Source organism: uncultured Sulfitobacter sp. (assembly GCF_947500075.1).
Taxonomy (GTDB): Bacteria; Pseudomonadota; Alphaproteobacteria; order Rhodobacterales; family Rhodobacteraceae; genus Sulfitobacter.
The window spans coordinates 247,540-271,459 of record NZ_CANMQS010000001.1 but is presented as its reverse complement, the minus strand read 5'-3'; the positions used below and the strand labels follow the sequence as shown (position 1 = coordinate 271,459).

Here is a 23,920-nt window from a genome sequence, read left to right as displayed (position 1 = left end):
CTTGACCTGCATCAAGGTCTGAGCCCCTGCTTTTGGGGTAAGGCTGATGCAACATACAGGAGACACAGCATGATTTCTTCAATCGTTGTCGGCTTTGACGGCTCGGACGCAGCGGAACGGGCCTTGCAGATGGGATGCGAATTGGCGTCCAAATTCGGCGCGCACATCGAGGTGTCGCATACGCCGCTGGACGAAACGGTCACATTCGCGGCGGAAGCGATCTCAGGGTTTTATGTGGGCACATCCGTGGCGCAGGATGAACTGCTGCGCGACGCGGCGGAGAAGGTCGGCGCGCGCGCCAAGGCGATTGCCTCAGAGGCGGGGATCAAGGACATCGAGGTGCATATCGGTCATGGTGATCCGGTGGATTGCGTTCTGGCGCGGGCAACGGTTGCCAATGCGGATCTGATCGTGACCGGGCGTCGCGGTCTGGGCAGTGTCACGGGGTTGTTTCTGGGCAGCACGTCGCAATCGATCAGCAAGAACGCAAGCTGCGCGGTGATGACTGTCGCGTAAGGCGTTTCGCAAGCGGGGTGGGCGGTATCAGCCCGCCTGCTGGCGTTCGATGATGTTGCGCATTTCTTCGGCTTCATGACGGGCATCGCGCAAACCGTCCATCGCGGCGCGCAGTTCCGCTTCGGTCTGGGAGAGCTGATTTGTCAGCTCCGCCTCCCGCTGTTGCAGGTAGGTGATGGCCTGATCGCGGGTTTCTTCGGCTTCATGCAACTCCTGGCTCATCCGGTCGAGTTCAGCCACATCGCCTGCGGCCACACGGGTGAAGCGGTGCAGCAGCCAATTGGCAAACCAGCCGAGGCAGAATGCCACGAACAGGATGATCGCGGTTGCGATGACAAATTCAGTTCTGCTCATTATCTGAGCCTTCTTGCGCGGTTTCGTCGCTGTTATCGCCTGTATCGTCCGCATTTTCCAGCGCTGTTTCAACAGGTTCTTCGCGGATTAGGCGGAATTCGATGCGCCGGTTGGCTTCGCGGCCTTCCTCAGACTTGTTATCGGCGATGGGGGTCACCTCTCCGTAGCCTTTGGCGGTGAAGGAGCCGGTGAGGACGCGGCGGGCGCGCAGTTCGTTCAGGACGGATTCGGCGCGGCTCTGGCTGAGTTCAAGGTTCATGCTTTCGCGGCCCTGGCTGTCCGTATGGCCCTGAATTTCAAGGGGGATGTCGCCGCAGCGTTTCAGGATACCGGCGATCTGATCCATCACCACAAGCGCAGAGGCATCAATGGTGGCGCTGCCGGGTTCAAAGCTGATCTTGCCCAGTTCCAGTACAGCACCGATTTCGGCTTCGCATTCGTCGGGGGTGGGCAGGCCCAGCACCGGGTCGAGTTTTTCAAGATAGCGGACAGAGATGTCATAATCGCTGCCATCGCCCAGGCGTTCGGACAGCAGGGCGGTGATTTCCGCACTGGCGTTGGGATTGCCGGTCTCCCCCTTCACGGCAACGGCGTCTGGCGTCACCTTGAGCGATCCGTTGTTGAGCATCGACAGTGCTTCCAATCCCGTCAGAACGCGCGGGGTCCAGTTGCCGGGCAGGCCTTCGACCAGCCGGGCAGCGGTCTTTACCTTGGCGGAACCGAAGCGCGCCTTGGCGTAGCTGTCAGCCAGTTCGCGGGAAGCCGCATCGGCCAGTCTGCCGCGCAGTTCCACGTCCCCTTCGGCACTGAGCGTGGCGAGGAATTCCTGTGGCCCGGCATTGGGATCTTCGACCTTGGGCAGTTTGGCGCGCAGGGCGAAGACGTCAGGCAGGTTGTTTTCCAGCTCTCCCACGATGTCATCGAATTTGCCCTGTTCCGTGCCGGGCAGGGCCACAAGGGTGATGTCCGCATCCGCAAAGGTCACGGTGCCGCCTTCGAGGCGGGCAACAGCGTCAATGCTCTGGGCGACGGCTTCGGACCAGTTGGGGCTGGGCACGCCCATGCCGACCACGCAGCGCGCGGTGCCGGTGATGCCTGCACGGGTGCCGGCGGCCAGAATGCGCACACGGGCTTCTTCGGTATCGGCGGAGCAGGCATCGAATTTGGCGCCGTCTTCATCCAGTTGGAACCGCAGCGAGAAGGGCGTGATCACCGGGCGGGGTGCGGCGATATCCAGCCGCACCGACAGGTTGGGTGGCGTTGCGCGGTTCAGGCGGGCCTCCATCTGCATCTTGTCTTCGACACTGTCGGCAATCGCGGTGATCGACACACGCCCGGCTTCCACGGAGGCTTTGGCGCGGGGCAGTTCGGCCATCGCGGTGAGGGCAAAAGCAAAGGCATCGTCCCAATCGCGCGGCGCGGGGTAATCGGCGCTTTCCAGCAGGTCGGTCACGCGGGTGTCGCCAACGATGTCGGTAAAACGCTCAATCGCGTCCTCGCGGGAGGTGGTGGCGGGGACGAGGCCGATGATGGAGATGCCGCTGTCATTGCGCAGCACTTCGGCAGAAAAGCGGGGCGGGGCGATGTCGGCCTGTGCCTCCACCTCCATCTCATCAATGACGCGGGCGGCGTCGACCATGCTGCCGGCGGTCGACAGGGCGCGGAACCGGACGGCTTCGGTGGGGGCAATGCCCGCCAGGATCACCTGCAAGCCGTCGGCCTGTACCTCAGCCCAGGTCATGCCTGCCTCATCCAGCGCATCACGCACGCCGATTTCGGAATTTTCCTCAATCAGTTTGACGGAAAAGTTGGCCGCCACCAGGGACACCACCGCCGCCGCAGTGAAGGTGATCGCAACAATCAGAAGGGCAGAGAGACGCATGGGTCGCATGGGAAGGCTTTGCACCGTTTCAGTTCACCCAAGTGATACGCCTCTGGGCGCGGGGGTGCAATCACACCAGCAGCGCTGCGGCAAAAAACAACAGCGGGATCATGCCGGTATCGCGGTTGGCGCGGAAGAGTTGCAGGCATTTGGCGGAATTTTCGATATCGAGCCCGCGCAATTGCCATGCCATGTGCCAGCCCATCGCCCATGGGCCGCCAAGTGCGATGACCAGCGCCAGAACGCTTGCGTTGCCTTGCACGGCGAAGATCACGGCAAGGCCCATCAGCCCCACAGTGGCCATCAGGAAGCGGCGCAGCCACGACGCGGTTTGCTTGCCAAAGAGCCGTGCTGTGGATTTTACCCCGATCAGCGCGTCGTCCTCGGTGTCCTGATGCGCATAGATCGTGTCATAGAACAGCGTCCAGGCGATGCCTGCTGCATAGAGCAGCAATGCAGGCGCATCGAGGCGACCCGTGTGGGCGGTCCAGACCAGCACCGCGCCCCAGTTGAAAGCGAGGCCAAGAAACACCTGCGGCCACCATGTGAACCGCTTTGCATAAGGGTAGACCGTCACCAGCAGCAGCGACAGCACGCCAAGGCCGATGGCCTGCCAGTTGAAGGTGAACAGGATGCAGGCCGCCAGCAGGGCTTGCAGGACCATCCAGATGACGGCGCCTTTGACGCTGACCTGACCTGAGGGGATGGGGCGGGAACGCGTACGTTCAACCAGACCGTCAAAGTCGCGGTCGGTGATGTCGTTCCATGTGCAGCCCGCGCCGCGCATCAGGAATGCCCCGATGCCGCAGCCGATGAAGATCCATGCGTCCTCCCAGCGGGGAGATTGATCATAGAGGATCGCCAGTGCCAGACCCCACCAGCAGGGCAAAAGCAGCAGCCAGGTGCCGATCGGCCGATCCGCACGGCTGAGGCGCAGGTAGGGCCGGGTGAACGCCGGGGCGTAGACATCCACCCAATTGTCGGCAGGCGCATCCGCGACGGTGCCATCTGGCGGTAGTGGCGTGTCTTGCATATATCATGTCCCATGAGCGCAAAGATCAGATTGTATGTAGAGCAGGATTTGGCACCGGGGCAATCGGTTCCTTTGTCGCGGGATCAGGCGCATTACCTGTTTGGGGTGATGCGGCTGGGCGTGGGGGCGCAGGTGCTCTTGTTCAATGGCCGGGACGGGGAGTTTCTGGCGGATGTCGCGGAGGCGGGCAAGCGCGGCGGAGTGTTGATGTGCGTGTCATTGACGCGGGATTTGCAGATGCCCCCCGATCTGTGGCTCCTGTTTGCGCCGATCAAGAAGGCGCGCACGGATTTCATTGTGGAGAAGGCAGCGGAAATGGGCGCGTCCCGGATCGTGCCGGTGATGACGGAGTTTACAAACGCAGGCCGGGTGCATCGGGACCGGTTGCAGGCCCATGCGGTGGAAGCCGCGGAGCAATGCGGCGGGACCTTTGTGCCGGAGGTGGCGGAGGCGGTGAAGCTGGATCGTTTGTTGGCGGATTGGGACCGCTCCCGGATGATAATGTTTTGCGATGAAACTGGCGCAGGTTCGCCAGATCCGGGGCTTGATCAATTCCGGAAGTGTGGGCCGCGCCAAAGCTGGGCAATTCTAGTCGGGCCTGAGGGTGGATTTTCCGAGCGAGAGCGCACTTTGATTAGCAATCAGGACGGCACCGTCTACAATGCTGGGTTAGGCCCTAGAATTCTGCGGGCCGATACCGCAGCAGTTGCTGCGATGGCGCTATGGCAACGAGCGTTGGGGGATTGGCAATGGTTCGACGAATGAACACTAAGCGACGAGCGCTCAGCGATTGGACGTAAGATGAGCTTTTTCAGGCCAGAAGCACAGGCGCAGGTGTGGCGCTGGCGCGAGGTGATCGTGGGCGGCGGGGCGCTTGTCCTTGGTCTCTATCTGGCGCTGGGGCCGGGGGCATTGCTGAGCTTTCCGGGTGTGGCGCTGATCGTGGTGGGGGCTTTGCTGGTCTGGATCGGCATCCAGCGGGGGCGGTTTCGCGGGTCGGCGGATGGCGCGGGCGCGGTGCAGGTCGACGAAGGGCAGGTGACCTATTTCGGCCCCCTGACCGGCGGCACAATTGACCTGCGCGAAATGCAGAGCCTTGTGCTGAGCGGCACGATGTTTCCGCCCCACTGGCGGTTGGAGCAACGCGGCGTGCCGCCTTTGCTGATCCCGGTGAATGCGGTTGGCGCGGATGGCTTGTTTGATGCCTTTGCCACCTTGCCGGGCCTGCGCACCGAGCGGATGCTGAGCACGCTGAAGGCCAACCCGCGTCAAGAAGTTGTGATCTGGCAGCGTGGTCCGCTGCGCCCGGAGGGTGCCTTGCTGCATTGACACCCCGCGCAAATCGCAGCATCCCTGAACGTCTTGAAACCAACTCCCGGAGCGAAGCCCATGTCCATCCCCCAATCCGGCGGCGGGCCGATCGAACGTCACGAACAACTGGCAGAATATCTGTCTGACGGGTGCAAACCCAAAGAGGACTGGCGCATCGGGACGGAGCACGAGAAGTTCGGCTACTGCAAGGACACGCTGAAACCGCTGCCTTATGAGGGGGATCGCTCCATCCGCGTGATGCTGGAGGGGCTGCGCGACGGGCACGGCTGGTCGCCGGTGGAAGAAGCGGGCAAGCTGATTGGTCTGGAGAAGGACGGCGCGAATATCTCGCTTGAGCCGGGGGGGCAGCTGGAGCTGTCCGGCGCGCCGCTGGAGACCATTCATGAGACCTGCGACGAGGTGAACGTGCATTTGCGGGAAGTGCAGGATGTAGCGGACCGGATTGGCGCGGGTTTCATCGGGCTGGGCGGTGCACCCATCTGGACGCATGAGCAGATGGATCTGATGCCCAAGGGCCGCTACAAGCTGATGAACGACTATATGACCCGCGTGGGCACCATGGGGCGGGTGATGATGCGGCGGACCTGCACGGTGCAGGTGAACCTCGACTTCGGGTCAGAGGCGGACATGGTCCAGAAGATGCGCGTGGCGATTGCGTTGCAATCGGTGGCCACAGCGCTTTTCGCCAATTCGCCCTTCTTTGAAGGGCGGGCGAACGGCTATAAATCCCAACGCTCGATGGTTTGGCGCAATCTGGATGCGGCGCGCACAGGCACCTTGCCGTTTGTCTTTGAAGAGGGCTTCGGGTTTGAACGCTGGGTGGAATATGCGCTCGATGTGCCGATGTATTTTGTCTACCGCGACGGTGCGTATATCAACGCGCTGGGTATGTCGTTTCGGGATTTTCTGGTGGGCAAATTGCCTGCATTGCCCGGTGAGACGCCGACGCTGAGCGATTGGGCGGATCATCTGACAACGGCCTTCCCCGAAGCGCGGATGAAAAAGTACATCGAGATGCGCGGCGCGGATGGCGGGCCGTGGCGGCGGCTCTGTGCCTTGCCCGCGTTCTGGGTGGGGCTGATGTATGATCAGGAGGCGCTGGATGGCGCCTGGGATCTGGTCAAGGGCTGGGGGCCTGCGGAGCATGATGCGCTGCGGACGGCGGCGAGCATTGACGGTTTGCAGGCCAAGGTCACGGGCATCAACATGCACGACATCGCGCGCGAAGCGGTGGCGCTGGCGGAGCTTGGTCTGAAGAACCGGGCAAGGGCGGGCGCGGGTGGTCTGGTGCCGGATGAGACGCATTTCCTGAACGCGCTGAAAGAGAGTGTGGAGAGCGGGAAAGTGCCGGCAGATGAGTTGCTGGAGGACTACCACGGCAAGTGGGGTGGGGATCTGAGCCGGATCTATGCGGATTACAGTTACTGAGCCGCAGAAGACATTTTCCCTTGCAAGCTCGTACGTGGAGCCTGGTGTGGCGCGCTGGGGGAGGCTTGCATGGGCGTGTCGTAGCGCCCCCCTTGACCTATCTCGATCTGCCCAACCCGATCGGTGGTCAACGCGTCCCGTCGTTCAGCCCGGATATCCGGTGAGGAACATGTTCAGGGTTGGACGATTTTCTGCAGCTGAACGGTCTGTCGGACGTTTTTTCCGTTGGACCGAATGGTCTCACTGCGTTTGACAAGCAGGTTGTTCTCGCCAAGTTTGTGCGTTGACTTGAGGCGGTTCGAATCCGCGTTTGTCACCACATGCAATGTCCGCCCGCGCAGCTTGGTTTCGTATGCCTTTCGGGTACTGGATTTCTCAGCGCCTGTTTTGGCATCATAGGTAATACGCACATGTTCGCAGCGGGCCAGCCCGGAGCGGACGCAGTGAAAAGGCTGCCAAACCGTTCGCATCCGGAGGGCGCGGCGTTCCTGCGAGAGCATCCGGCCGGCTGCGTCATAGGCGATGATCCGGCGCAGCGGGCCAGGTTTTCCCCCTTTGGCAGCATGGCGGTGCACGATGTGTTGGCCATTCGTCACGCCCTGGTAGATGTCGATGTATCTGCCCGACCCAATGAGGCCGGAATAGCTGTAGTGAAACTGTGTGCCGGGCGCATAGGAGCTGAAGTTCACGCCAATGGGGTTGGCCGAAGCGATCGATGCCACGCAAACCAACCAACAAACAAATGCTGTTTCCTGTACAAACCTGATCATCAACTTCACCTCCCAAAAAGCTCGCGGTTTTCTAGCAAGTGCCTGCGTGTCGTGAAAGCGCGCATCTCGCCTTTTGCATTTTTTGGCGTTGGGCGGCAGGGCAGACCGCCATGACGCGACAGGGGCCTTCGGGTCCGAGGGCCCCTGTTTAGGGCGATGCCATTCAAAGAGGGGTCAGGCAGGTGCGGTCTCTGACGCAGCTTGTTTCTTGGCCGCCTTGGCTTTGGGCGCTTTGCCCTTCGCTGCGGGCATCCGCACCACGGCGCGCAGGGTTGCGATGGCGTGGGTGAAGCCGAGGCCGAGGCAGAGGGCGGCGAACCCGAGGCTGAGGAAGAAGGCGGGCAGGGCCGCGCCGTCTGCCAAAGCCAATCCAGAGCCAATGACGATGATCCCGCCGCTGCCGATTGCGGCAAAGCCGGTGGCCACGGTCACGGCGGCTGCATGGGCGGCGGTTTTGCTTTGCGGGCAGGTGCCGATCAGGTGGCCGATTTTGAGGATCATGATGCACAGGGCAATGAGGGCGGCCAGTGCGAGGGTGATATAGGTAAGTGCGAGCATAATCATGGGTTTGGTCCTTTCGAGTGTGATCAGATGTATTGTGGTTGTGCGTAGAAATCGCGGCGCAGGCGGTTGTAGAGGTAGCCAAAGCCCCAGGCCCAGGCAGGGGCGAAGATCATGCCAAAGCAGACGATGAACATGGCGCCGGTAAAGATCTCCTTGTCGTGGGTGAGCACGGCGGCTACTGCGCCCAAAGGGAAGATCATGAGGTTGGCGAAGAAGGCGAGGGCGGCGATATCGCGGGTCTCTCCGCCAGTGCGGCGCAAATGCCAGAGCAGTAGTGGGGTGCCGATCAACAAATAGAACGGTCCACCAAAGGCGAGGGCGAAGACAGGGATGAACAGCATCCAGAAGCTGAGCGCGGTCACCAGCAGCGGCCCCCCAAGCAGCGCCACGAAAAATGCCACCGGATCAATGATGTAACGCGGTGCGGCGGCGCGTTTTTCCGCGCGGGCCTGCATGCGCATTTCGATCTTTTCAAGTATTTCTGTCATGAGAGAAATCTCCGGGTAAATAAAAAGGGAAAGTCAGCTTTTGCCCTTGGGCAGGAAGCGCGCGACGCGGCCGCCGAGTTTGATCACCGACAGTTGTACCGCACGGGGCAGGCGGGAGACGTCGCGATACCAATCGTCGAACATCTGCATGGTCGTGAGCGTTTCGTTGATCCGCTCCTTGACCGCCGGTGGCGTCGCGTCGTCCTCGGCTTCCGCCTGCACGGCGCGCAGGGCTTGCAGGGTGGGGGCAAACTCCCGCTCGCGGCGGGACTCAACAACGGTGGTGACCAGATCGAACATGTCGCGGATGGAGGTGAAGTGATCGCGCCGGTCGCCCAGTTTGCGTTGGGATTTGACCATGCCGAGCGATTGCAATTCCTTCAGGCCATTGGACACGTTGGAGCGGGCAAGGTTCAGCAGATCGCAAATCTCATCCGCGCTCAGCGCATCGGGAGAGATATGCAGAAGCGCATGGATCTGCGCCACGGAGCGGTTGGTGCCCCATTTCGCCCCCATATCCCCCCAGTGGAGGATGAAGTTCTGCATGGCGGGGGTGAGGTGCATGTTTCCGACTCGCTATTAATTTCTGTAATGACAGAAATATCAGAATGGACGGGAGTGGCAAGTGTTTTCTTTCCGGCGCCCGCACGGTAGGGGTCGGGCATGCGGATACTCACCTTCCTTTTGATCTGGGGCGCGGGCATGGCCCGTGCCGAAGACAGTTCTGTCTATATGGAGCGTGCGGCAGACGGGTTGCGCAGAGGGCTGGCCGCCGTGGGCACTTGGGAAGAGATGCGCAGCGCAGATCAGATCGTGATGCAGTGTCGCGATTGTCAGGGATCGGTCACGGTTGTGGTGCGGATAATGGAAGACTACGCGGAGGGGTCGGGGTTTGCCCATCCGATGGCTTTGTATGACGCAGGCCGGGTTCAGATGTGCCGCGAGCTGGTTGCGGAACGGCGGGGCCGGTGTCTGGATGATCACCGTTCGGTTGAGGACGGGCGGCTGGTTCATGAAGTCGTGCAGGCGGAGGGACCGCATCTGCATGCGGGGTATGTATCCAGTGACGAAGGCGCGCGCGAGGTTGATGTGATCGTGCCGGTGCTGCGCGATGCGGTCAGGCGGCTCAGCCCGCGTTGGTAGCAAGATGGACGCCGGGGTTTCCGTCTGCGCGTCCGGTTCATCGCGCCGATTGTGGCAACCTCAGCACTCCACACGGCACGTCCTGCCTTTCGACAAGGCTGCCGGGTCCGAGAGGCAGGCTATCTGCGCCCAATCGGGGGGACATTGCGCACGTGTTCCCGCGTGTAGCGGTAGATACACCGCTGATACATCGCGCGTACTTCATAGGGTGAGCGATACCGTCCGTTTGGCCCCACGCTATCGGTGGCGTAACGTTCAGCGCGCTTGAGGCATATCCTCTTTGCCTCGGTCATCGAGAGACGCTGAGAGGCGTCAGCGGTGGTCGGCACCGTTGAGGCACCGAATGCCAGTCCAAAGGTAAGTGCCAGTGTTGCGATGTGTTTTTGAAGCATGTCAGTCCTGCCTTTGATGTTTGCCTGTCCTATCGGTGTGGCCAGCGTGCGCTGTCCGGGTGGGTCGTGAGGGCTGGATAAGCGCTGTGTGGTGTCTCGATCTGCCCTCCACTTAAGCAGTTGCTTGGGCTTATCAACCGGGCGGCGGGGCGGGTCTGTTCAATCCGGCGCAGTGTCCGGCGTGAAGGCACGCAGGAAGGCGATGACCTTCTCTGCGGGCATTTCGCAGGGGTAGAGCTGCGGACCGGCGGCAAGGTGGTAAAGGTTGAGGCTGATGTAATCCGTCCCGCCGCGTTCCTCAGCCACGAGCTTTTCGGATTTGCCGTTGTTGAAGATGCTGCGGGTGGCGACATAGGTGCGCCCGAATGCGGTGCCCGTCACCGTGCCGTGGGGCAGGGCGCTCAGCAGGGCCGGCACATCGGCGGGGGGTGTCACCCCTTTTGGCCGATCTTCGGCTCCGTGCCGGCGCGCAGGCGGGAGATATTGGCGCGGTGTCGCCAGAAGATCAGCAGCGTCAGCAGGATGCCCAGCACCATCGCCTGTCCGTAACCAAGAAACATCATCAGGAAGGTAGAGGCAGACGCGGCGGCAAGGGCTGCCATGGATGAGGTGCGGCTGAGTGCGGCGGCGATCAGCCAGACGACACAGCAGGCGACACCAACGGGCCACGCCAGTGCGATCAGGATGCCAAGGAATGTCGCCACGCCCTTGCCCCCCGCAAACCGCAGCCAGATCGGATAGCAATGCCCGATCATTGCAGCGAGAGCCGCGATTTGCACGGCGTCTTCAGAAGCAAAGGCGCGCGCGATCAGAACGGCGGCGGCACCCTTGCCACCATCCAGCAGCAGGGTCATCGCGGCGGCAGGTTTGCTGCCTGTGCGCAGCACGTTTGTCGCTCCGATGTTACCCGATCCGATGTCGCGCAGGTTGCCCAGCCCCATAACACGGGCGATGATCATACCGAAGGGAATGGAGCCAAGCAGGTATCCAAACAGACCCCATGCCAGAAGGAGCGGGAGGGCGGTTTCAAATAGGGGCATCAGGGGGCCTCAAATACGGAAGTGCCTGCAACGAAGGTTTGCAGCACCTTACCCTGCATCCGCATGCCGTCAAACGGCGTGTTGCGGGATTTGGACTGGAGCGTGGTGCGGTCCAGCACGAAAGGCGCATCCGGATCGAAGAGGACCAGATCGGCAGGGGCACCTTCGGCCAGACGGCCACCGGGCAGCCGCAGGCGTTTGGCGGGGTTCAGCGACAGGGCGCGCCAGAGGTGGGGCAGGTCCATGATTTCCGCATGGACCAGACGCATGGCGGCGGGCAGGAGGGTCTCCAACCCAACGGCACCGGAGGCGGCTTCCTCAAACGGCAGGCGTTTGCTTTCCTCGTCCTGCGGGGTGTGCATGGATGAGATGATGTCAATCAGCCCCTCCGCCACCGCATGGGCCACGGCAAGGCGGTCGTCTTCATCCCGCAGGGGCGGTTTGACCTTGAAGAAAGTGCGGTAGTCGGAGACGTCGAGCGCATTGAGCGTCAGGTGGTGAATGCCCACGCCTGCGGTGACATCGAGGCCTGCATCCTTGGCGCGTTTGAGCGCGGGCAGGGCGGCGGCGGTTGTGATCTGATCGGCGTGGTAGCGTGCTCCGGTCATCTCAACCAGCGCCATGTCCCGTTCCAGCCCCATCCGTTCGGCCATGGGGGAGACGGCGGGCAGACCACGGAGGGAGGCGAACTTGCCGGAGGTCGCCGCCGCACCGGCGCTGAGGATCGGTTCCTGCGGGTGGGCGATGACCAGCGCGCCAAGGCTGCGGGCATAGGTGAGGGCGCGGGTGAAGACTTTGGTATCGGTCACAACGCGGTCGCAATCGGTGAAGGCAGCGGCGCCTGCGTCGGTGAGAAAACCGATTTCGGTCATCTCTCGCCCCTCACGGCCTTTGGTGAGGGCGGCCATGGGGACGACATTCACTGGGGCGGCTTCATTGGCGCGGCGGGTGACGAATTCCAGCGCCTCGGGCGTGTCGGTGGCGGGGGTCGTGTCGGGACGGGTGATCATCGTGGTCACCCCGCCTGCGGCAGCGGCACGGCCGGCGGAGCGGTAGCTTTCCTTGTGCCGCTCACCGGGTTCGCAGACTTTCACACCCAGATCAACGATACCGGGGGCAAGGGCGCGGCCTTTGCAGTCGATGATATGGGTGCCGTTTGGCGCTGTGCCTGTGGTGATGTCTTGGATAATGCCATTCGCGACCGTCAGGTGGCCAAGGGTGTCGGTGCCGGCTTCAGGGTCGATGAGCCGGGCGTTGATAAAGTGGGTGGTGGTCATGCGGTGCCTCTTTGGACGGAGCGGAGCAATTGGTAGACAGCGTGGGGGTCGTCGAGCATTTCGAACCCGATATCAGACTCGCCCTCAGATCCGGAACTCCAATGGTCTTCACGCTCAGCGAACAACACCGCGTTGCGACGCCCCTCTTTCAATTTGAACCTGATGTCTGGCGTGATGGGAATGATGTCCAACTTATGCCCCATCGGCCCACGATAGCTGATGAACGCGCGTTTGTTGGTCAGCAGGTAAGAGGCGCGGCTGCGCTGAAACGCTTTCCAGAACGGGACACACGCAAAAAATAGGATGAGAAAACCAACCCCAAATCTCGCTTCGTCTCGCTGATCGTGAGTAGAACCATGCGCAGCAGCATAGAGTAGAACTAGAATTACCGTCATTACAAGAAAACCAGGGATGTCGAAGGCATCCCGTATACGGCTTGACGGTCTGCCCTGCCAAATGACCCGCTCGTCTGGATCAAGCAGTGCGTCCCATTCCTCATCCTCACTCATCCCCCGATCCAGAGCATCATCGCGACCACGAAGAAGGCCACCAACAGCGCGATCATGGCGATCCGGCCTGACATGGCGGCGTCAGAGGGGCGCTTTTTGGCAGGCAGTTCAGGCTCCACGTCCTGCGGCAGGGCGGAAGGTGTCTCAAGATCAACCTTGCTGGTCGTATCGATGCCGTGCTGCGGGTAGGTGCCGATGAGGGTCAGTTCGGGTTGTGGCGTCAGTTCCTGCGCGCGCGAATTGAAGGCGGAGGAGTAGACCAGCATGATGTGCCCTTCCAGCGCATCGAGCTTGGCGCGGTCGGGCTCAACCGTTTCGGCAATCACGTCATTGCCTTCGATCAGGAAGTTGGAGAGGGACAGATCGCCGAGGCTGGTGCGGGCAAAGACTTCCACACCCGCAGGGTCGATGTTTTCCACCCCCAGGGCGTTGGGCAGGGTGGCCAGAAGGGTCTTGGCGCGGGCGTCGGACATCGACAGGGCGAAGACGCGGATGTGCAGCGCTTCGTTTGCGGGGACCTTGATGGGGCGTTTCATGCGGCGGCTCCTGTCTGGGTCCGGTTGCGCGCCAGCAAATCCATCGCGGCCATGCGCACGGCCACGCCCATTTCGACCTGTTCCTGAATGACGCTGCGGTTGATGTCGTCGGCCAATGTGCCGTCGATTTCAACGCCGCGGTTCATCGGGCCGGGGTGCATGACGATGGCGTCGTCGGCGGCGTGGGAGAGTTTCGCGGCGTCCAGCCCGTAGCGGTGGTAATATTCGCGTTCCGACGGGATAAACCCGCCATCCATGCGTTCGCGTTGCAGGCGCAGCATCATCACCACGTCCACATCCTTCAGACCTTCGGCCATATTGTCAAAGACCTCCACGCCGAAGTCGGCAATGCCGGAGGGCATGAGCGTTGGCGGGCCAATCAGGCGCAAGCGGTTTTCCATCTTGCCCAGCAGCAGGATGTTGGAGCGGGCCACGCGGCTGTGTGCGATGTCGCCGCAGATGGCGATGGAAAGACGGTGCAAGCGGCCTTTCTTGCGGCGGATTGTCAGCGCATCCAGTAGCGCCTGCGTGGGGTGTTCGTGGCGGCCATCGCCTGCGTTCAGGACGGCGCAGTTTACTTTCTGGGCCAACAGGTCCACCGCACCGGACTGCGGATGGCGGACCACCAGCATGTCGGGATGCATGGCGTTGAGGGTCATCGCTGTGTCAATCAGCGTCTCGCCCTTTTTGATCGACGAGGCCTGCATCGCCATGTTCATCACATCCGCCCCAAGGCGTTTGCCCGCGATCTCGAAACTCGCCTGTGTGCGGGTGGAGTTTTCAAAGAACATGTTGATCTGCGTCAGCCCCGCCAGTGCGTCGCTGTGTTTGTCCGGCTGCCGGTTCAGGGCGGCATAGCGGTCGGCAAGGTCCAGAAGCGTGGTGATATCGCCCTGTGACAGTTGTTCGATGCCCAGAAGATGACGGTGTGGGAAAGACATGGCGCGGCCCTTTCACGTGCTGGCGCTCGTATACGCGCAGGGGCAAGGCGGCGGCAAGGCGTTTGGGCATTTTGAATGGGCGGCGGGCAGGGTAGAGTCTGTCCCATGGAATCAGCGACCTTTCATCACGACCTTGCGCTGCTGGACTGGCAGGTCGAACTCGGCGCGACGGAGGCGATACTGGATGCCCCCGTGAACCGCTATGACCTGCCTGCTGCGACAGCGGCGGCGAAGCCTGCCAAAGCAGCGGCAGCCAAACCCGGACGGCCTGCGCCACCGCCCAAGGTGGACCCGGTTGCAGTGGCTGAACAGGCGGCAGCGGCGGCACAGGATCTGGACGCGCTGCGGGCCGTGATGGCGGCGTTTGAGCATTGTGAGTTGAAGAAAGGCGCGCGCAATCTGGTGTTCTCCGACGGGATACCGGGCGCGCCGGTGATGATCGTGGGGGAGGCGCCGGGGCGGGACGAGGACCGCGAAGGCAAGCCCTTTGTCGGCCGCGCGGGGCAGTTGCTGGACAAGATGCTGGGCGCGATTGACCGGGGGCGCACGCGGGAGGATTCGCCGGTCTATATCACCAACGTGCTGCCGTGGCGGCCGCCGCAGAACCGCGATCCAAAGCCGGATGAGATTGCGATGATGAAACCTTTCCTGCTGCGCCACATCGCGCTGGCGCAGCCCAAGGTGCTGGTGCTGGTGGGCAATTGGTCGTGCCAGACATTGCTGGGCAAGCGGGGTATCACGCGGCTCAGGGGCGAATGGACGCAGGCGGCGGGCCTGCCGGCGCTGCCGATCTTTCACCCGGCCTATCTGCTGCGCAGTCCCGGTTTCAAACGGGAGGCCTGGGCGGATTTGTTAAGCCTCAAGGCGCATCTGCGCAATGGTTGATCTGCTGACCCTTGCGGCCTTTGTGCCTGCCGCCCTTGCGCTGAACCTGACGCCGGGGGCGGATATGCTGTTCTGTTTCGGGCAAGGCATGCGGTCGGGCCCACGGGCGGCCATGGCGGCGAGTGCGGGGATCAGCACGGGCAGTTTCGTGCATGTCACAATTGCGGGTCTGGGATTGGGCGCGGTGATCGCGCAAGCGCCCTGGGCCTTTGACGTGATCCGCTGGGTTGGGGTTCTGTACCTGCTCTATCTTGCGGCGCAGGTCCTGCGCGAGAGTGGCGACACCACGGATCGCGCGCCGGGGCTGACAGCCCGCAAGGCATTTGTGACCGGGCTGCTGGTGAACCTGACCAACCCCAAAGTGATCCTGTTTGTGTTGGCCTTTCTGCCGCAGTTCGTTCGGCCCGACGCGGGCAGCGTCCTGGGGCAGTTTCTGGTGCTGGGCTTTGTCATTTCGCTTGGCGGGCTGGTGATCAATGGTGCGGTGGGTGTCTTTGCCTCCGGCATCGGGCGGCGGATGGTGCGGGGCGGCAAGGCGCTGGGCTGGATCACCAGCGGTATTTTCGTGGCGCTGGCCGCAAGGCTGGCCGTGATGGAGCGGGTATGAGCAGAATTGACGAGAGCATTGAATTCATTGCCGTTCGCATTGCGGTGCTGACGGTATCGGACAGCCGGGATGCGTCACAGGACCGCTCAGGCGATGTGCTGGTGGACCGGCTGACGGGCGCAGGCCATACGCTGGCGGCGCGCCATATCATGCCCGATGAGCGTAAGCTGATCGCCGATCAGCTGCGCGCATGGAGCGAGGACCCGGAGATCGACGTGATCCTGACAACGGGGGGCACGGGGCTGACCGGGCGCGATGTCACGGTGGAGGCCCACCGCGATGTCTATGAGAAAGAGATCGACGCTTTCGGGACGGTTTTCACCATGGTCTCGATGCAAAAGATCGGCACTTCTGCCGTGCAGAGCCGGGCGACGGGTGGCGTTGCCAATGGCACGTACCTTTTTGCGCTGCCCGGATCACCGGGGGCCTGCAAGGATGCCTGGGACGAGATTTTGCTCAAACAGCTCGATTACCGGCACCGGCCCTGCAACTTTGTCGAGATCATGCCCCGGCTGGATGAACACAAGCGCCGCAAATAAATTCGGGCGCTGTGCGACGGAAAACTGTATGTCATCCGTACCATAACGTGATTTGGTATTTCTGGCGCGCCCCTTACCTTATGCGTCAGTGATACGGGGTGAACTGAGGGTCCGACCTTTATGCGGTTTTTGCGGCAGACGATGATTGGCTTGTTTCTGGCCTCCGTGGCGGTGGGGCTGCTGGTTTACGCCGCATCGCTGGTGGGAGGGGCGGTGCAGGAGCGGCTGGCCGATGATGCCAGCGCGCCGCCTGCGCGGGAGCGGGTCTTTGCGGTGAATGTGATCACGGCGCAGGCCGAGGACATCGTGCCCACGCTGGAGACCTATGGTGAGGTGCAAAGCCGCCGTTTGCTGGAGTTGCGCGCGGCTGTTGGCGGGCGGGTGATTGAGCTGTCGGATGCCTTTCAGGACGGTGGCGCGGTGACTGCCGGGCAGGTGTTGGTCCGTCTGGACCCGGCGAATGCCCAGGACGCGGTGGACCGGGCCAAGAACGATCTGGCCGATGCCGCAGCCGAGGAACGCGATGCCAAGCGGGGATTGATCCTGGCGCAGGATGAACTGGCCGCAGCGGTGGAGCAATCCGACCTGCGGGCACGGGCGTTTGACCGTCAGGTTGATCTGGCGGCACGCGGGGTCGGCACGGCCACCGCGACGGAGACGGCTGAACTGGCGGCGGCGGCGGCGCGCCAGTCGGTGTTGTCGCGCAGGCAGGCCGAAGCGCAGGCCGAAGTGCGCGTTGATCTGGCCGCCACACGTCTGTCGCGCACCCGCATTGCGCTGGCGGAGGCGGAGCGGCGGTTGGCGGACACGACGATCACCGCACCCTTTGACGGCACGTTGTCGGCCACGGATGTGGTGGTGGGGCGGCTGGTGTCTGCCAATGAGCGGCTGGCGGAGTTGATTGATCCGGATGATCTGGAAGTGTCCTTTCGTGTCTCCACCGCGCAATACGCGCGGCTGCTGGGGGCAGACAGCAGTCTTCTGAAGGCCGAGATCCGGGCGACACTCGACGTGGCAGGCCTTGATCTGGATGCCCGCGGGCAGATCACCCGCGCCAGTGCGGCGGCGGGTGCGGGGGCGACGGGCCGCTTGATTTTTGCGACCCTGCGGGAGGCTGCCGGGTTCAAGCAGGGTGATTTTGTGACCGTGCGCGTGCAGGAACCGCTGCTGGTTGATGTGGTGCGTTTGCCTGCTTCCGCGCTGGATGCGCGGGACGACGTGCTGGTGCTGGACAGTGAGGATCGTCTGGAGGCGGTCAGCGTCGAACTGATGCGCCGTCAGGGCGATGACGTGCTGGTGCGCGGCCCCATCGAAGGGCGCTCGGTGGTGCGCGAACGTTCTCCGTTGTTGGGCGCGGGGATCGCGGTGAAACCGATCCAGCCCGGCGATGCGCAGGCCGCGGTTGAGGCCGGGCCGGAGATGCTGGAGTTGAGCGATGAGCGCCGCGCGCGGCTGGTGGCGTTTGTGGAAAGCAACAACCGCATGCCGAAGGAAGCCAAGGCGCGCGTCTTGGCCCGGTTGGCAGAACCCAAGGTGCCTGCGCAGATGGTTGCGCGCATCGAAAGCCGGATGGGGGGCTAGGGCATGGCGCGCCAGATCCCCGGTGCGGCGGGTGGTGTCCTGTCCTATTTTGTGCGGCACCGCACGGCGGCGAACCTGTTGCTGGTCATGTTGCTGGTCGCGGGTGCTGCTGCAATCCCCAACATGCGGGCGCAGTTCTTTCCTGATGTGATCCTCGACAACGTCTCGGTCACCACGGTTTGGGAAGGGGCAGGGGCCGAGGATGTGGACAGCGCCATCGTGCAGGTGCTGGAACCCGCATTGTTGAGCGTTGAGGGCGTGGAAAGCACCGAAAGCACCTCGCGGGAGGGGCGTGCCGTGATCAGGCTGGAGTTTGATCCCGGCTGGGACATGGGGCGTGCAGCCAATGACGTGCAAACGGCGGTAGATGCCGTCACGACCTTGCCGTCAGAGGCCGAAGATCCGGAGGTCAAACGCGGTGCCTGGCGCGACCGGGTGACGGATGTGGTGATCACCGGGCCGGTTGCACCGGATCAGTTGGGCCGGTTCGCCGATGAATTTGTCACCCGCCTGTTTGCCGCCGGGGTGACGCGCACGACCATTCAGGGTGTCGCCGCGCCCCAGACATTGGTGGAGGTCTCCTCCACCAGTCTGATCGCCTATGACATCACCATGGCCGAGATCGCGGCAGCCATCGCCGAAGAGGTCGATGCAGACCCGGCAGGGGATGTGTCGGGCGCCAATGCACGGGTGCGCACAGGCACGGCCAAACGCTCCCCCCAGCAGATCGCCGAAGTGGTGTTGCGGTCCAATCCGGATGGATCAAAGCTGGTGGTGGGCGATATTGCCCGCGTCATCGACGAAGGGGTCGATCGGGAGCGGAGCTTTTTCGTGGGCGACACGCCTGCGATGTCGGTGCGGGTGGACCGCTCCAACGGCGGCGATGCGATTGGCATTCAGGAAACCGTGGAAACGGTCGCGGCAGAACTGGAGGCGAGCCTGCCTGCCACCGTGACGCTTGAGCTGATCCGCACGCGGGCGGCGGCGATCACAGGGCGTCTGGATCTGTTGATCGACAACGGCCTGACCGGTCTGGCTTTGGTGGTCTGCCTGCTGTTCCTGTTCCTCAACGCGCGCACGGCCTTCTGGGTGGCGGCGGGCATCCCGGTCGCGATGGGGGCTGCGATTGCGCTGATGTATGCGGGCGGGCTGACGTTGAACATGATCTCCCTTTTCGGGCTGATCATCACGCTGGGCATCGTGGTGGATGACGCGATTGTGGTGGGCGAACACGCCGATCACCGCTTCCGGAACGGCGACACCCCGATGCAGGCGGCAGAGAACGCCGCGCGGCGCATGGCGATGCCGGTCTTTGCCGCGACGCTGACGACCGTGATTGCTTTCTTCGGGCTGGTCGCCGTGGGGGGGCGTTTTGGCGATCTGATCCGTGACATTCCTTTCACCGTGATTGCTGTTCTGGTTGCCAGTCTGGTCGAATGCTTCCTGATCCTGCCCAACCACATGGCCCATGCGATGAAGGCACAGGCCAGGGAACACTGGTACGACATGCCCAGCCGCGTGGTGAACAAGGGCTTCGTCTGGGTGCGGGAGACGCTGTTCCGCCCCTTCATGGCCGGCGTGATTGCCGCGCGCTATGCGGTGCTGGCGGGTGTGGTTGCGATCCTTGCCAGTCAGGTGGCGCTGTTCATCTCGGGCGAGGTGCAGTGGCGGTTCTTCAACGCGCCGGAACGCGGATCGGTCACCGGCAACTTCGCCATGGCCGAAGGGGCCACCCGCGCCGATACGCTTGAGATGATGCGCAACATGCAGCGCGCCACCGAAGCGCTGGGCGCGCGCTACGAAGAGGAATATGGCCGCAATCCGCTCGATTACGTCATCGCGCAGGTCGGCGGCAATGCGGGCTGGGGCCTGTCAGGGGCGGATACCAAGGACGCCGATCTGCTGGGTGGCATTTCCATCGAACTGATCGACGCGGACTTGCGGCCTTACTCCAGCTTCGCCTTTGTCGCAGCCCTTCAGGACGAGGTGATCAACCATCCGCTGGCCGAAACGGTCAGCTTCCGCGGATGGCGGTCCGGCCCCGGTGGGGATGCGCTCGATGTGCAGTTCTACGGGGCGGATACCGATACGCTCAAAGCTGCCTCCGAAGACCTGCAAGCGGCGATGCGCCAATATCCCGAAGTCAGCGCGGTGCAGGACAATCTGGCCTACGACAAGGAAGAGCTGATCCTTGATCTGACCCCGCAGGGGCAGGCGCTGGGCTTTACCATCGACACGCTGGGCCGCGCGTTGCGCAACCGTCTGGGCGGGATCGAAGCGGCGACCTATCCTGACGGGCCCCGGTCCGCCGCGATCCGGGTGGAACTGCCGGAGGGGGAGTTGACGGCCGATTTCCTTGACCGGACCCAGATGCGCAGCCCGGACGGGATATACGTGCCGCTGGCCGACATCGTCAGCGTGGAGCGGCGCACGGGGTTTTCCACGGTACGGCGGGAGAACGGCGTGCGGCTGATTTCCGTCACCGGCGACATCTCGGAGGATGATCCGGCGCGGGCGACGCTGATTGGCGCGGCGTTGCAGGAGGAGATCCTGCCGCGCATTGCCTCTGAACGGCAGGTGGCATTCCGGCTGGCGGGGCTGAGCGAGCAGGAAGACCGGTTCTTGCAGGATTCGCTGACCGGGCTGATCCTGTGTCTGACAGGCATCTTCCTCGTGCTGGCCTGGGTTTTTGGCAGCTGGACGCGGCCTTTCGTGGTGATGGCGATCATTCCCTTCGGGCTGGTGGGCACGATCTATGGCCATGCGCTGTGGGAGGTGCCGCTGAGCATGTTCACCGTGGTGGGCTTACTGGGCATGACGGGGATCATCATCAACGATTCCATCGTGCTGGTGACCACGATTGACGAACATGCGGAAACGCGCGGGCTGATCCCCTCGATCATCGAAGGGGCAGTGGACCGGCTCAGGCCGGTGATGCTGACGACGCTGACCACGGTGCTGGGCATGGCGCCGCTGCTTTATGAGCAAAGCCAGCAGGCGCAGTTCCTGAAACCGACGGTGATCACGCTGGTTTACGGTCTGGGTTTCGGCATGGTGCTGGTGCTGCTGGTCGTGCCCGCATTGGTTGCTGTGCAGCATGATATGGCGCGACAGGTCGCGGCGATGCGGCGCGGGCTGCGCGCGCCGGTGGGGCGGCTGCGCTGGGGGCTGACGGTGCTTTGGGCGGTGGTTGCGGGCTGGGGCGTGCTGACGCTGGGCTGGGCCCTGTGGCAGGGGGCGTTGCACCCCGCGCTGACACAAATGATCCCGGCGCTGGCGGAGCGGGGGGCCGGTTCAACGGCGCTGCTGCTGTTTATCGTCGGAGCGGCTGTGGTGGCGTTTGTGGGGTATGTCCTTGGTGCGCTGGCTTTTGTCCTCAGCGCCAGAGGGCGGCAGGCCTGAGGATCAGTTCGAACAGATCAGCCTGGCGTGCAGCCGTTGATCTCAACCGCGTGGTTCTTGCCCAGGACGGTGATCCTGATCTCTGACCGGTCAAGGACGATGCTGCCCCCTTCGTAAGCGGCCATATCCCCCGTCGCCACCAATTGGTTGCCTTGACGGGTGGTGTCCGTCTCGCTCATCCACAGGTTTGAAGGGCCGGGTTCGATCACCACCACCTCGCGCCCGCCTGCGTGGGGCAGGGTGAGGGTGGCTTCAATCTCCATCCCCAAGGCGCTGGGGCGCAGGGCGCAGCGGGCTTGGCTCACACCTGCTTCTTTCGCCGAATAGGGGCGCGCGGCAAGGGCGGCGGCAATGGCCGGTGTAGGGTTTGGGTTGCTGTCTGCCAGTGTTGCAGAGAGGGAAAGCTGCGCGGGAATGCAGATGTCGCGACAGACGCCAAGGTCCAGATCGAGGTTCAGTTCAATCGGTTTGTTCGCCTGTCTTGGGGCCAGCGTCAAAGGCAGGACCAGCCTGTCCTTGTAGCCAATCGTGCGAATGCCGCCTTCACGGTAGACCTGTGGCGCGGGCCAACTGATCCCGACGCCTGCAAGATTGCGCGACCCTGACCAGTTGAACTGCGGCGGGATGCCGGTATCGCCCGGCGCGCGCCAATAGGTCTTCCACCCCGGCGCAAGGGTAAGCTGAAGTGCTGCAACGCGGGTGCCATCTGCGCGCAGCCAACCGGGCACGATTGTGGCCTGCACGGCATTCTCGGGCACGCCCTGCGCCTGAACGGGCGCAGCAAGGGCAAGGGCAAACAGGGCGGCAGAGAGTGTGGCTTTGATCATGATCCCTAGATGGGCCATCCCCGCGGCGCTGCCAAGTCACGATTGGTTCAGCCATGTTTCGCGGATCCTCTTACGGGGGCCTTGTCAGGCGCGGCTGCGCTGTGCATCTTGAAAGGCAAGCCAGCCATTGCCGAAGGGGGCATCTGTCCGTGAACCTCACTGGAAAACTGCTGATTGCGATGCCGGGGATGAGTGATCCGCGCTTTGGTCATGCGGTGATCTTCATGGCCGATCATTCGGACAAGGGGGCGATGGGCCTGATCGTGAACAAGCCGGCAGAGGATCTGCGCCTGTCTGATGTGCTGGATCAACTCGACAGTGACATCATCCCGCAACCCGGCACCTTGGGCGTGCACATCGGCGGCCCGGTTGAAACGGGGCGCGGCTTTGTGCTGCATTCGGATGAATACACCTCTGCCATGCAGACAATGAAAGTCTCCCCCGGTTTTGCGGTGACAGCGACGCTGGATATCCTCGAAGACCTTGCCGCAGGTGATGGCCCGCGCCGGGCGCAACTGATGCTGGGCTATGCCGGCTGGGGCCCGCAGCAACTGGAGGGAGAGATCGCGCGCAACGGCTGGCTGACCGTGGATGCGAGTGAGGATCTGGTTTTTGAATTGCCCGATGCCAAGAAATGGAGCGCCGCGCTGCATTCCATCGGCATCGATCCGTTAGGACTGTCCGCCGCCGCCGGCCGCGCCTGACCCCCCCCTCGCCGCAAACGCCCCGTCAGATCACAATCTCACCCCTTCTACCCCGCATGCCTGCACCGTCCACATCCCCGCATCCATCCGCCACCATACCACCGCCCTGGCCCCTCTTTTTGGCCAAAAATATCCCGGCGCCCCGTATCGGCAAAAAACAACGCCTGTTATGCGCGCGGCGCGGCTGCACGGGCCAGTCTGTCATTGATGGCAAGGCCCAGACCTGTGTTCGGGATCGGTCTGACCGCAATCGGCGCGCCGGTGGCATCCAACCGGTGCAGATGATCGAACAGCCTGGCCGCCGCTTCGGTCAGATCTCCCATTGGCGACAGGTTCAGATCACATGCACCGGGTCCAAACCCCAAAAGCACCTCCCCCTCCAGTGCGTGCTGTGCATTCAGCCGCACCCGCGCGCGCGGCGCATAGTGAGAGGCCAATTGCCCCGGTGCGATGATCTCGGATCCGGCCTGCACGGCCAGAGGGGTGCCAAGGACCACTTCGATCTCCTCTGGCGCCAGCCCGCCCGCGCGCAGCAGCGTCGGGGTCTCGCCTGCAAGGCTGACAATGGTGCTTTCCAACCCGACAGGGCAGGGGCCGTCATCCACAACAGCGGCGATCCTGTCCCCCAGACCTGCCATGACATGCGCCGCCGTTGTCGCAGAAATCCGGCCGGACGGGTTTGCCGATGGCGCGGCGAGGGGGCCGCCGAAGGCCTTCAGCAGATCTTGTGCGCAGGCATGTTTCGGCACCCGCAGGGCGACCGTGTCCAATCCCGCTGTCACCAGCGAGGACAGGCCGTGATCTCCGCCCAGCGGCAGCACCAGCGTGAGCGGTCCGGGCCAGAACGCGCGCGCCAGCCTCTCAGCCAGATCCGACCACTGGACATATGACCTTGCCGTCCGGGTATCGGCACAATGCACGATCAGCGGATTGAAACTGGGCCGTCCCTTGGCTGCATAGATGGCGGCCACGGCTTCGCCGCGGCGCGCATCCGCGCCCAGACCGTAAACCGTCTCTGTTGGGAAAGACACCAACGCGCCTGTCGCCAGCAGCCGTGCCGCAGTCGCGATGCCATCCGCATCCGGGGAAAGGGTCAGGGCTGTCTGGGTCATCTTCATCTCGTGACGCCGCGTTCAGGTTGCGAGGATGCCGGGCGCGTTCCATGGTTGA

Annotated in this window: 27 protein-coding genes; 11 read left to right on the top strand and 16 right to left on the bottom strand. The window is 63.1% G+C overall.

The annotated features are described in order from the left end of the window. Positions 1–69: 69 nt before the first annotated feature. Entirely contained in the window at positions 70–516 is a 447-nt protein-coding gene (locus tag Q1A91_RS01415; RefSeq protein ID WP_299871748.1) for a universal stress protein, read from the top strand. A gap of 27 nt (positions 517–543) precedes the next feature. Here the strand turns inward: Q1A91_RS01415 and Q1A91_RS01410 are convergent, their stop codons facing one another. The 3 genes from Q1A91_RS01410 to ubiA all read right to left on the bottom strand — a co-directional run bounded on the left by Q1A91_RS01410 (position 544) and on the right by ubiA (position 3,785). Further along, positions 544–870 (bottom strand): hypothetical protein, encoded by a 327-nt coding sequence (locus tag Q1A91_RS01410; protein WP_299871745.1) that lies wholly within the window; start codon positions 868–870, stop codon positions 544–546. Continuing rightward, a complete protein-coding gene (locus tag Q1A91_RS01405) occupies positions 857–2,752 on the bottom strand; it encodes an OmpA family protein (RefSeq protein WP_299873645.1) in 1,896 nt (631 codons plus the stop codon). Before Q1A91_RS01405 ends, Q1A91_RS01410 begins: the two co-directional genes overlap by 14 nt. A 70-nt stretch (positions 2,753–2,822) precedes the next feature. Then, positions 2,823–3,785: a 4-hydroxybenzoate octaprenyltransferase gene (gene ubiA, locus Q1A91_RS01400; protein WP_299871743.1), complete on the bottom strand. Its 963-nt coding sequence runs from the start codon at positions 3,783–3,785 to the stop codon at positions 2,823–2,825. Between the two features lie 12 nt (positions 3,786–3,797). Here ubiA and Q1A91_RS01395 point away from each other — a divergent pair, with 12 nt between their 5' ends. Genes Q1A91_RS01395 through Q1A91_RS01385 form a run of 3 tightly spaced genes read left to right on the top strand, consistent with a single transcriptional unit; the run spans position 3,798 to position 6,545 of the window. Then, positions 3,798–4,550, top strand: coding sequence for a 16S rRNA (uracil(1498)-N(3))-methyltransferase (locus tag Q1A91_RS01395; protein ID WP_299871740.1), 753 nt, complete (start codon positions 3,798–3,800; stop codon positions 4,548–4,550). A 36-nt stretch (positions 4,551–4,586) separates the two neighbouring features. Next, on the top strand, positions 4,587–5,114 hold the full coding sequence (locus tag Q1A91_RS01390; RefSeq protein WP_299871737.1) for a hypothetical protein: 528 nt from the start codon (positions 4,587–4,589) through the stop codon (positions 5,112–5,114). Positions 5,115–5,174: 60 nt separating this feature from the next. Then, positions 5,175–6,545, top strand: coding sequence for a glutamate--cysteine ligase (locus tag Q1A91_RS01385; RefSeq protein WP_299871735.1), 1,371 nt, complete (start codon positions 5,175–5,177; stop codon positions 6,543–6,545). Between the two features lie 173 nt (positions 6,546–6,718). On the opposite strand, the gene Q1A91_RS01380 is transcribed toward Q1A91_RS01385, so the two are convergent. The 4 genes from Q1A91_RS01380 to Q1A91_RS01365 form a co-directional block, all read right to left on the bottom strand. Next, complete coding sequence (locus Q1A91_RS01380; protein ID WP_299871732.1) at positions 6,719–7,315, bottom strand: hypothetical protein; 597 nt, start codon at positions 7,313–7,315, stop codon at positions 6,719–6,721. Positions 7,316–7,489: 174 nt separating this feature from the next. Next, a complete protein-coding gene (locus tag Q1A91_RS01375; protein ID WP_299871729.1) occupies positions 7,490–7,879 on the bottom strand; it encodes a hypothetical protein in 390 nt (129 codons plus the stop codon). A gap of 23 nt (positions 7,880–7,902) precedes the next feature. Then, complete coding sequence (locus Q1A91_RS01370) at positions 7,903–8,367, bottom strand: hypothetical protein (protein WP_299871726.1); 465 nt, start codon at positions 8,365–8,367, stop codon at positions 7,903–7,905. Positions 8,368–8,400: 33 nt separating this feature from the next. Continuing rightward, on the bottom strand, positions 8,401–8,931 hold the full coding sequence (locus Q1A91_RS01365) for a MarR family transcriptional regulator (RefSeq protein ID WP_299871725.1): 531 nt from the start codon (positions 8,929–8,931) through the stop codon (positions 8,401–8,403). A gap of 99 nt (positions 8,932–9,030) precedes the next feature. On the opposite strand from Q1A91_RS01365, the gene Q1A91_RS01360 reads away from it, so the two are divergent. Further along, positions 9,031–9,510 carry a hypothetical protein gene (locus tag Q1A91_RS01360; protein WP_299871723.1) on the top strand — a complete coding sequence of 160 codons (480 nt, stop codon included), beginning with the start codon at positions 9,031–9,033 and terminating at the stop codon, positions 9,508–9,510. Positions 9,511–9,629: 119 nt separating this feature from the next. Here the strand turns inward: Q1A91_RS01360 and Q1A91_RS01355 are convergent, their stop codons facing one another. The 7 genes from Q1A91_RS01355 to Q1A91_RS01325 form a co-directional block, all read right to left on the bottom strand. Continuing rightward, the gene (locus Q1A91_RS01355) at positions 9,630–9,902 is read right to left on the bottom strand and encodes a hypothetical protein (RefSeq protein ID WP_299871721.1); all 273 of its coding nucleotides are present in this window, start codon (positions 9,900–9,902) and stop codon (positions 9,630–9,632) included. 159 nt (positions 9,903–10,061) lie between these two features. Beyond that, on the bottom strand, positions 10,062–10,337 hold the full coding sequence (locus tag Q1A91_RS01350; RefSeq protein WP_299871718.1) for a hypothetical protein: 276 nt from the start codon (positions 10,335–10,337) through the stop codon (positions 10,062–10,064). Beyond that, positions 10,334–10,942, bottom strand: coding sequence for a glycerol-3-phosphate 1-O-acyltransferase PlsY (gene plsY, locus Q1A91_RS01345; protein WP_299871715.1), 609 nt, complete (start codon positions 10,940–10,942; stop codon positions 10,334–10,336). The genes Q1A91_RS01350 and plsY overlap by 4 nt, the downstream gene beginning before the upstream one ends. Continuing rightward, positions 10,942–12,219 (bottom strand): dihydroorotase, encoded by a 1,278-nt coding sequence (gene pyrC, locus Q1A91_RS01340; protein ID WP_299871712.1) that lies wholly within the window; start codon positions 12,217–12,219, stop codon positions 10,942–10,944. The genes plsY and pyrC overlap by 1 nt, the downstream gene beginning before the upstream one ends. Then, on the bottom strand, positions 12,216–12,728 hold the full coding sequence (locus tag Q1A91_RS01335; protein ID WP_299871707.1) for a hypothetical protein: 513 nt from the start codon (positions 12,726–12,728) through the stop codon (positions 12,216–12,218). The genes pyrC and Q1A91_RS01335 overlap by 4 nt, the downstream gene beginning before the upstream one ends. Next, positions 12,725–13,264 (bottom strand): hypothetical protein, encoded by a 540-nt coding sequence (locus Q1A91_RS01330; protein ID WP_299871704.1) that lies wholly within the window; start codon positions 13,262–13,264, stop codon positions 12,725–12,727. The genes Q1A91_RS01335 and Q1A91_RS01330 overlap by 4 nt, the downstream gene beginning before the upstream one ends. Then, on the bottom strand, positions 13,261–14,205 hold the full coding sequence (locus Q1A91_RS01325) for an aspartate carbamoyltransferase catalytic subunit (RefSeq protein ID WP_299871701.1): 945 nt from the start codon (positions 14,203–14,205) through the stop codon (positions 13,261–13,263). The genes Q1A91_RS01330 and Q1A91_RS01325 overlap by 4 nt, the downstream gene beginning before the upstream one ends. Before the next feature lie 105 nt (positions 14,206–14,310). Between Q1A91_RS01325 and Q1A91_RS01320 the strand changes: the two genes are divergently transcribed. The 5 genes from Q1A91_RS01320 (at position 14,311) to Q1A91_RS01300 (ending at position 21,219) form a co-directional block, all read left to right on the top strand. Next, positions 14,311–15,090, top strand: a complete 780-nt coding sequence (locus tag Q1A91_RS01320; protein ID WP_299871698.1) for a uracil-DNA glycosylase — start codon at positions 14,311–14,313, stop codon at positions 15,088–15,090. Continuing rightward, positions 15,083–15,697 (top strand): LysE family translocator, encoded by a 615-nt coding sequence (locus Q1A91_RS01315; RefSeq protein WP_299871696.1) that lies wholly within the window; start codon positions 15,083–15,085, stop codon positions 15,695–15,697. Before Q1A91_RS01320 ends, Q1A91_RS01315 begins: the two co-directional genes overlap by 8 nt. Further along, positions 15,694–16,236, top strand: coding sequence for a molybdenum cofactor biosynthesis protein B (gene moaB / locus Q1A91_RS01310; protein ID WP_299871693.1), 543 nt, complete (start codon positions 15,694–15,696; stop codon positions 16,234–16,236). Before Q1A91_RS01315 ends, moaB begins: the two co-directional genes overlap by 4 nt. A gap of 120 nt (positions 16,237–16,356) precedes the next feature. Then, positions 16,357–17,817: an HlyD family efflux transporter periplasmic adaptor subunit gene (locus tag Q1A91_RS01305; protein WP_299871690.1), complete on the top strand. Its 1,461-nt coding sequence runs from the start codon at positions 16,357–16,359 to the stop codon at positions 17,815–17,817. A gap of 3 nt (positions 17,818–17,820) precedes the next feature. Further along, positions 17,821–21,219 (top strand): efflux RND transporter permease subunit, encoded by a 3,399-nt coding sequence (locus Q1A91_RS01300; protein ID WP_299871687.1) that lies wholly within the window; start codon positions 17,821–17,823, stop codon positions 21,217–21,219. 17 nt (positions 21,220–21,236) lie between these two features. On the opposite strand, the gene Q1A91_RS01295 is transcribed toward Q1A91_RS01300, so the two are convergent. Beyond that, positions 21,237–22,046, bottom strand: a complete 810-nt coding sequence (locus tag Q1A91_RS01295) for a protein-disulfide reductase DsbD domain-containing protein (RefSeq protein ID WP_299871685.1) — start codon at positions 22,044–22,046, stop codon at positions 21,237–21,239. A 149-nt stretch (positions 22,047–22,195) separates the two neighbouring features. Between Q1A91_RS01295 and Q1A91_RS01290 the strand changes: the two genes are divergently transcribed. After that, entirely contained in the window at positions 22,196–22,750 is a 555-nt protein-coding gene (locus Q1A91_RS01290) for a YqgE/AlgH family protein (RefSeq protein ID WP_299871682.1), read from the top strand. A 167-nt stretch (positions 22,751–22,917) separates the two neighbouring features. Here Q1A91_RS01290 and Q1A91_RS01285 read toward each other — a convergent pair whose 3' ends face one another. Then, positions 22,918–23,862, bottom strand: a complete 945-nt coding sequence (locus tag Q1A91_RS01285; RefSeq protein WP_299871680.1) for an L-threonylcarbamoyladenylate synthase — start codon at positions 23,860–23,862, stop codon at positions 22,918–22,920. Positions 23,863–23,920 lie beyond the last annotated feature (58 nt).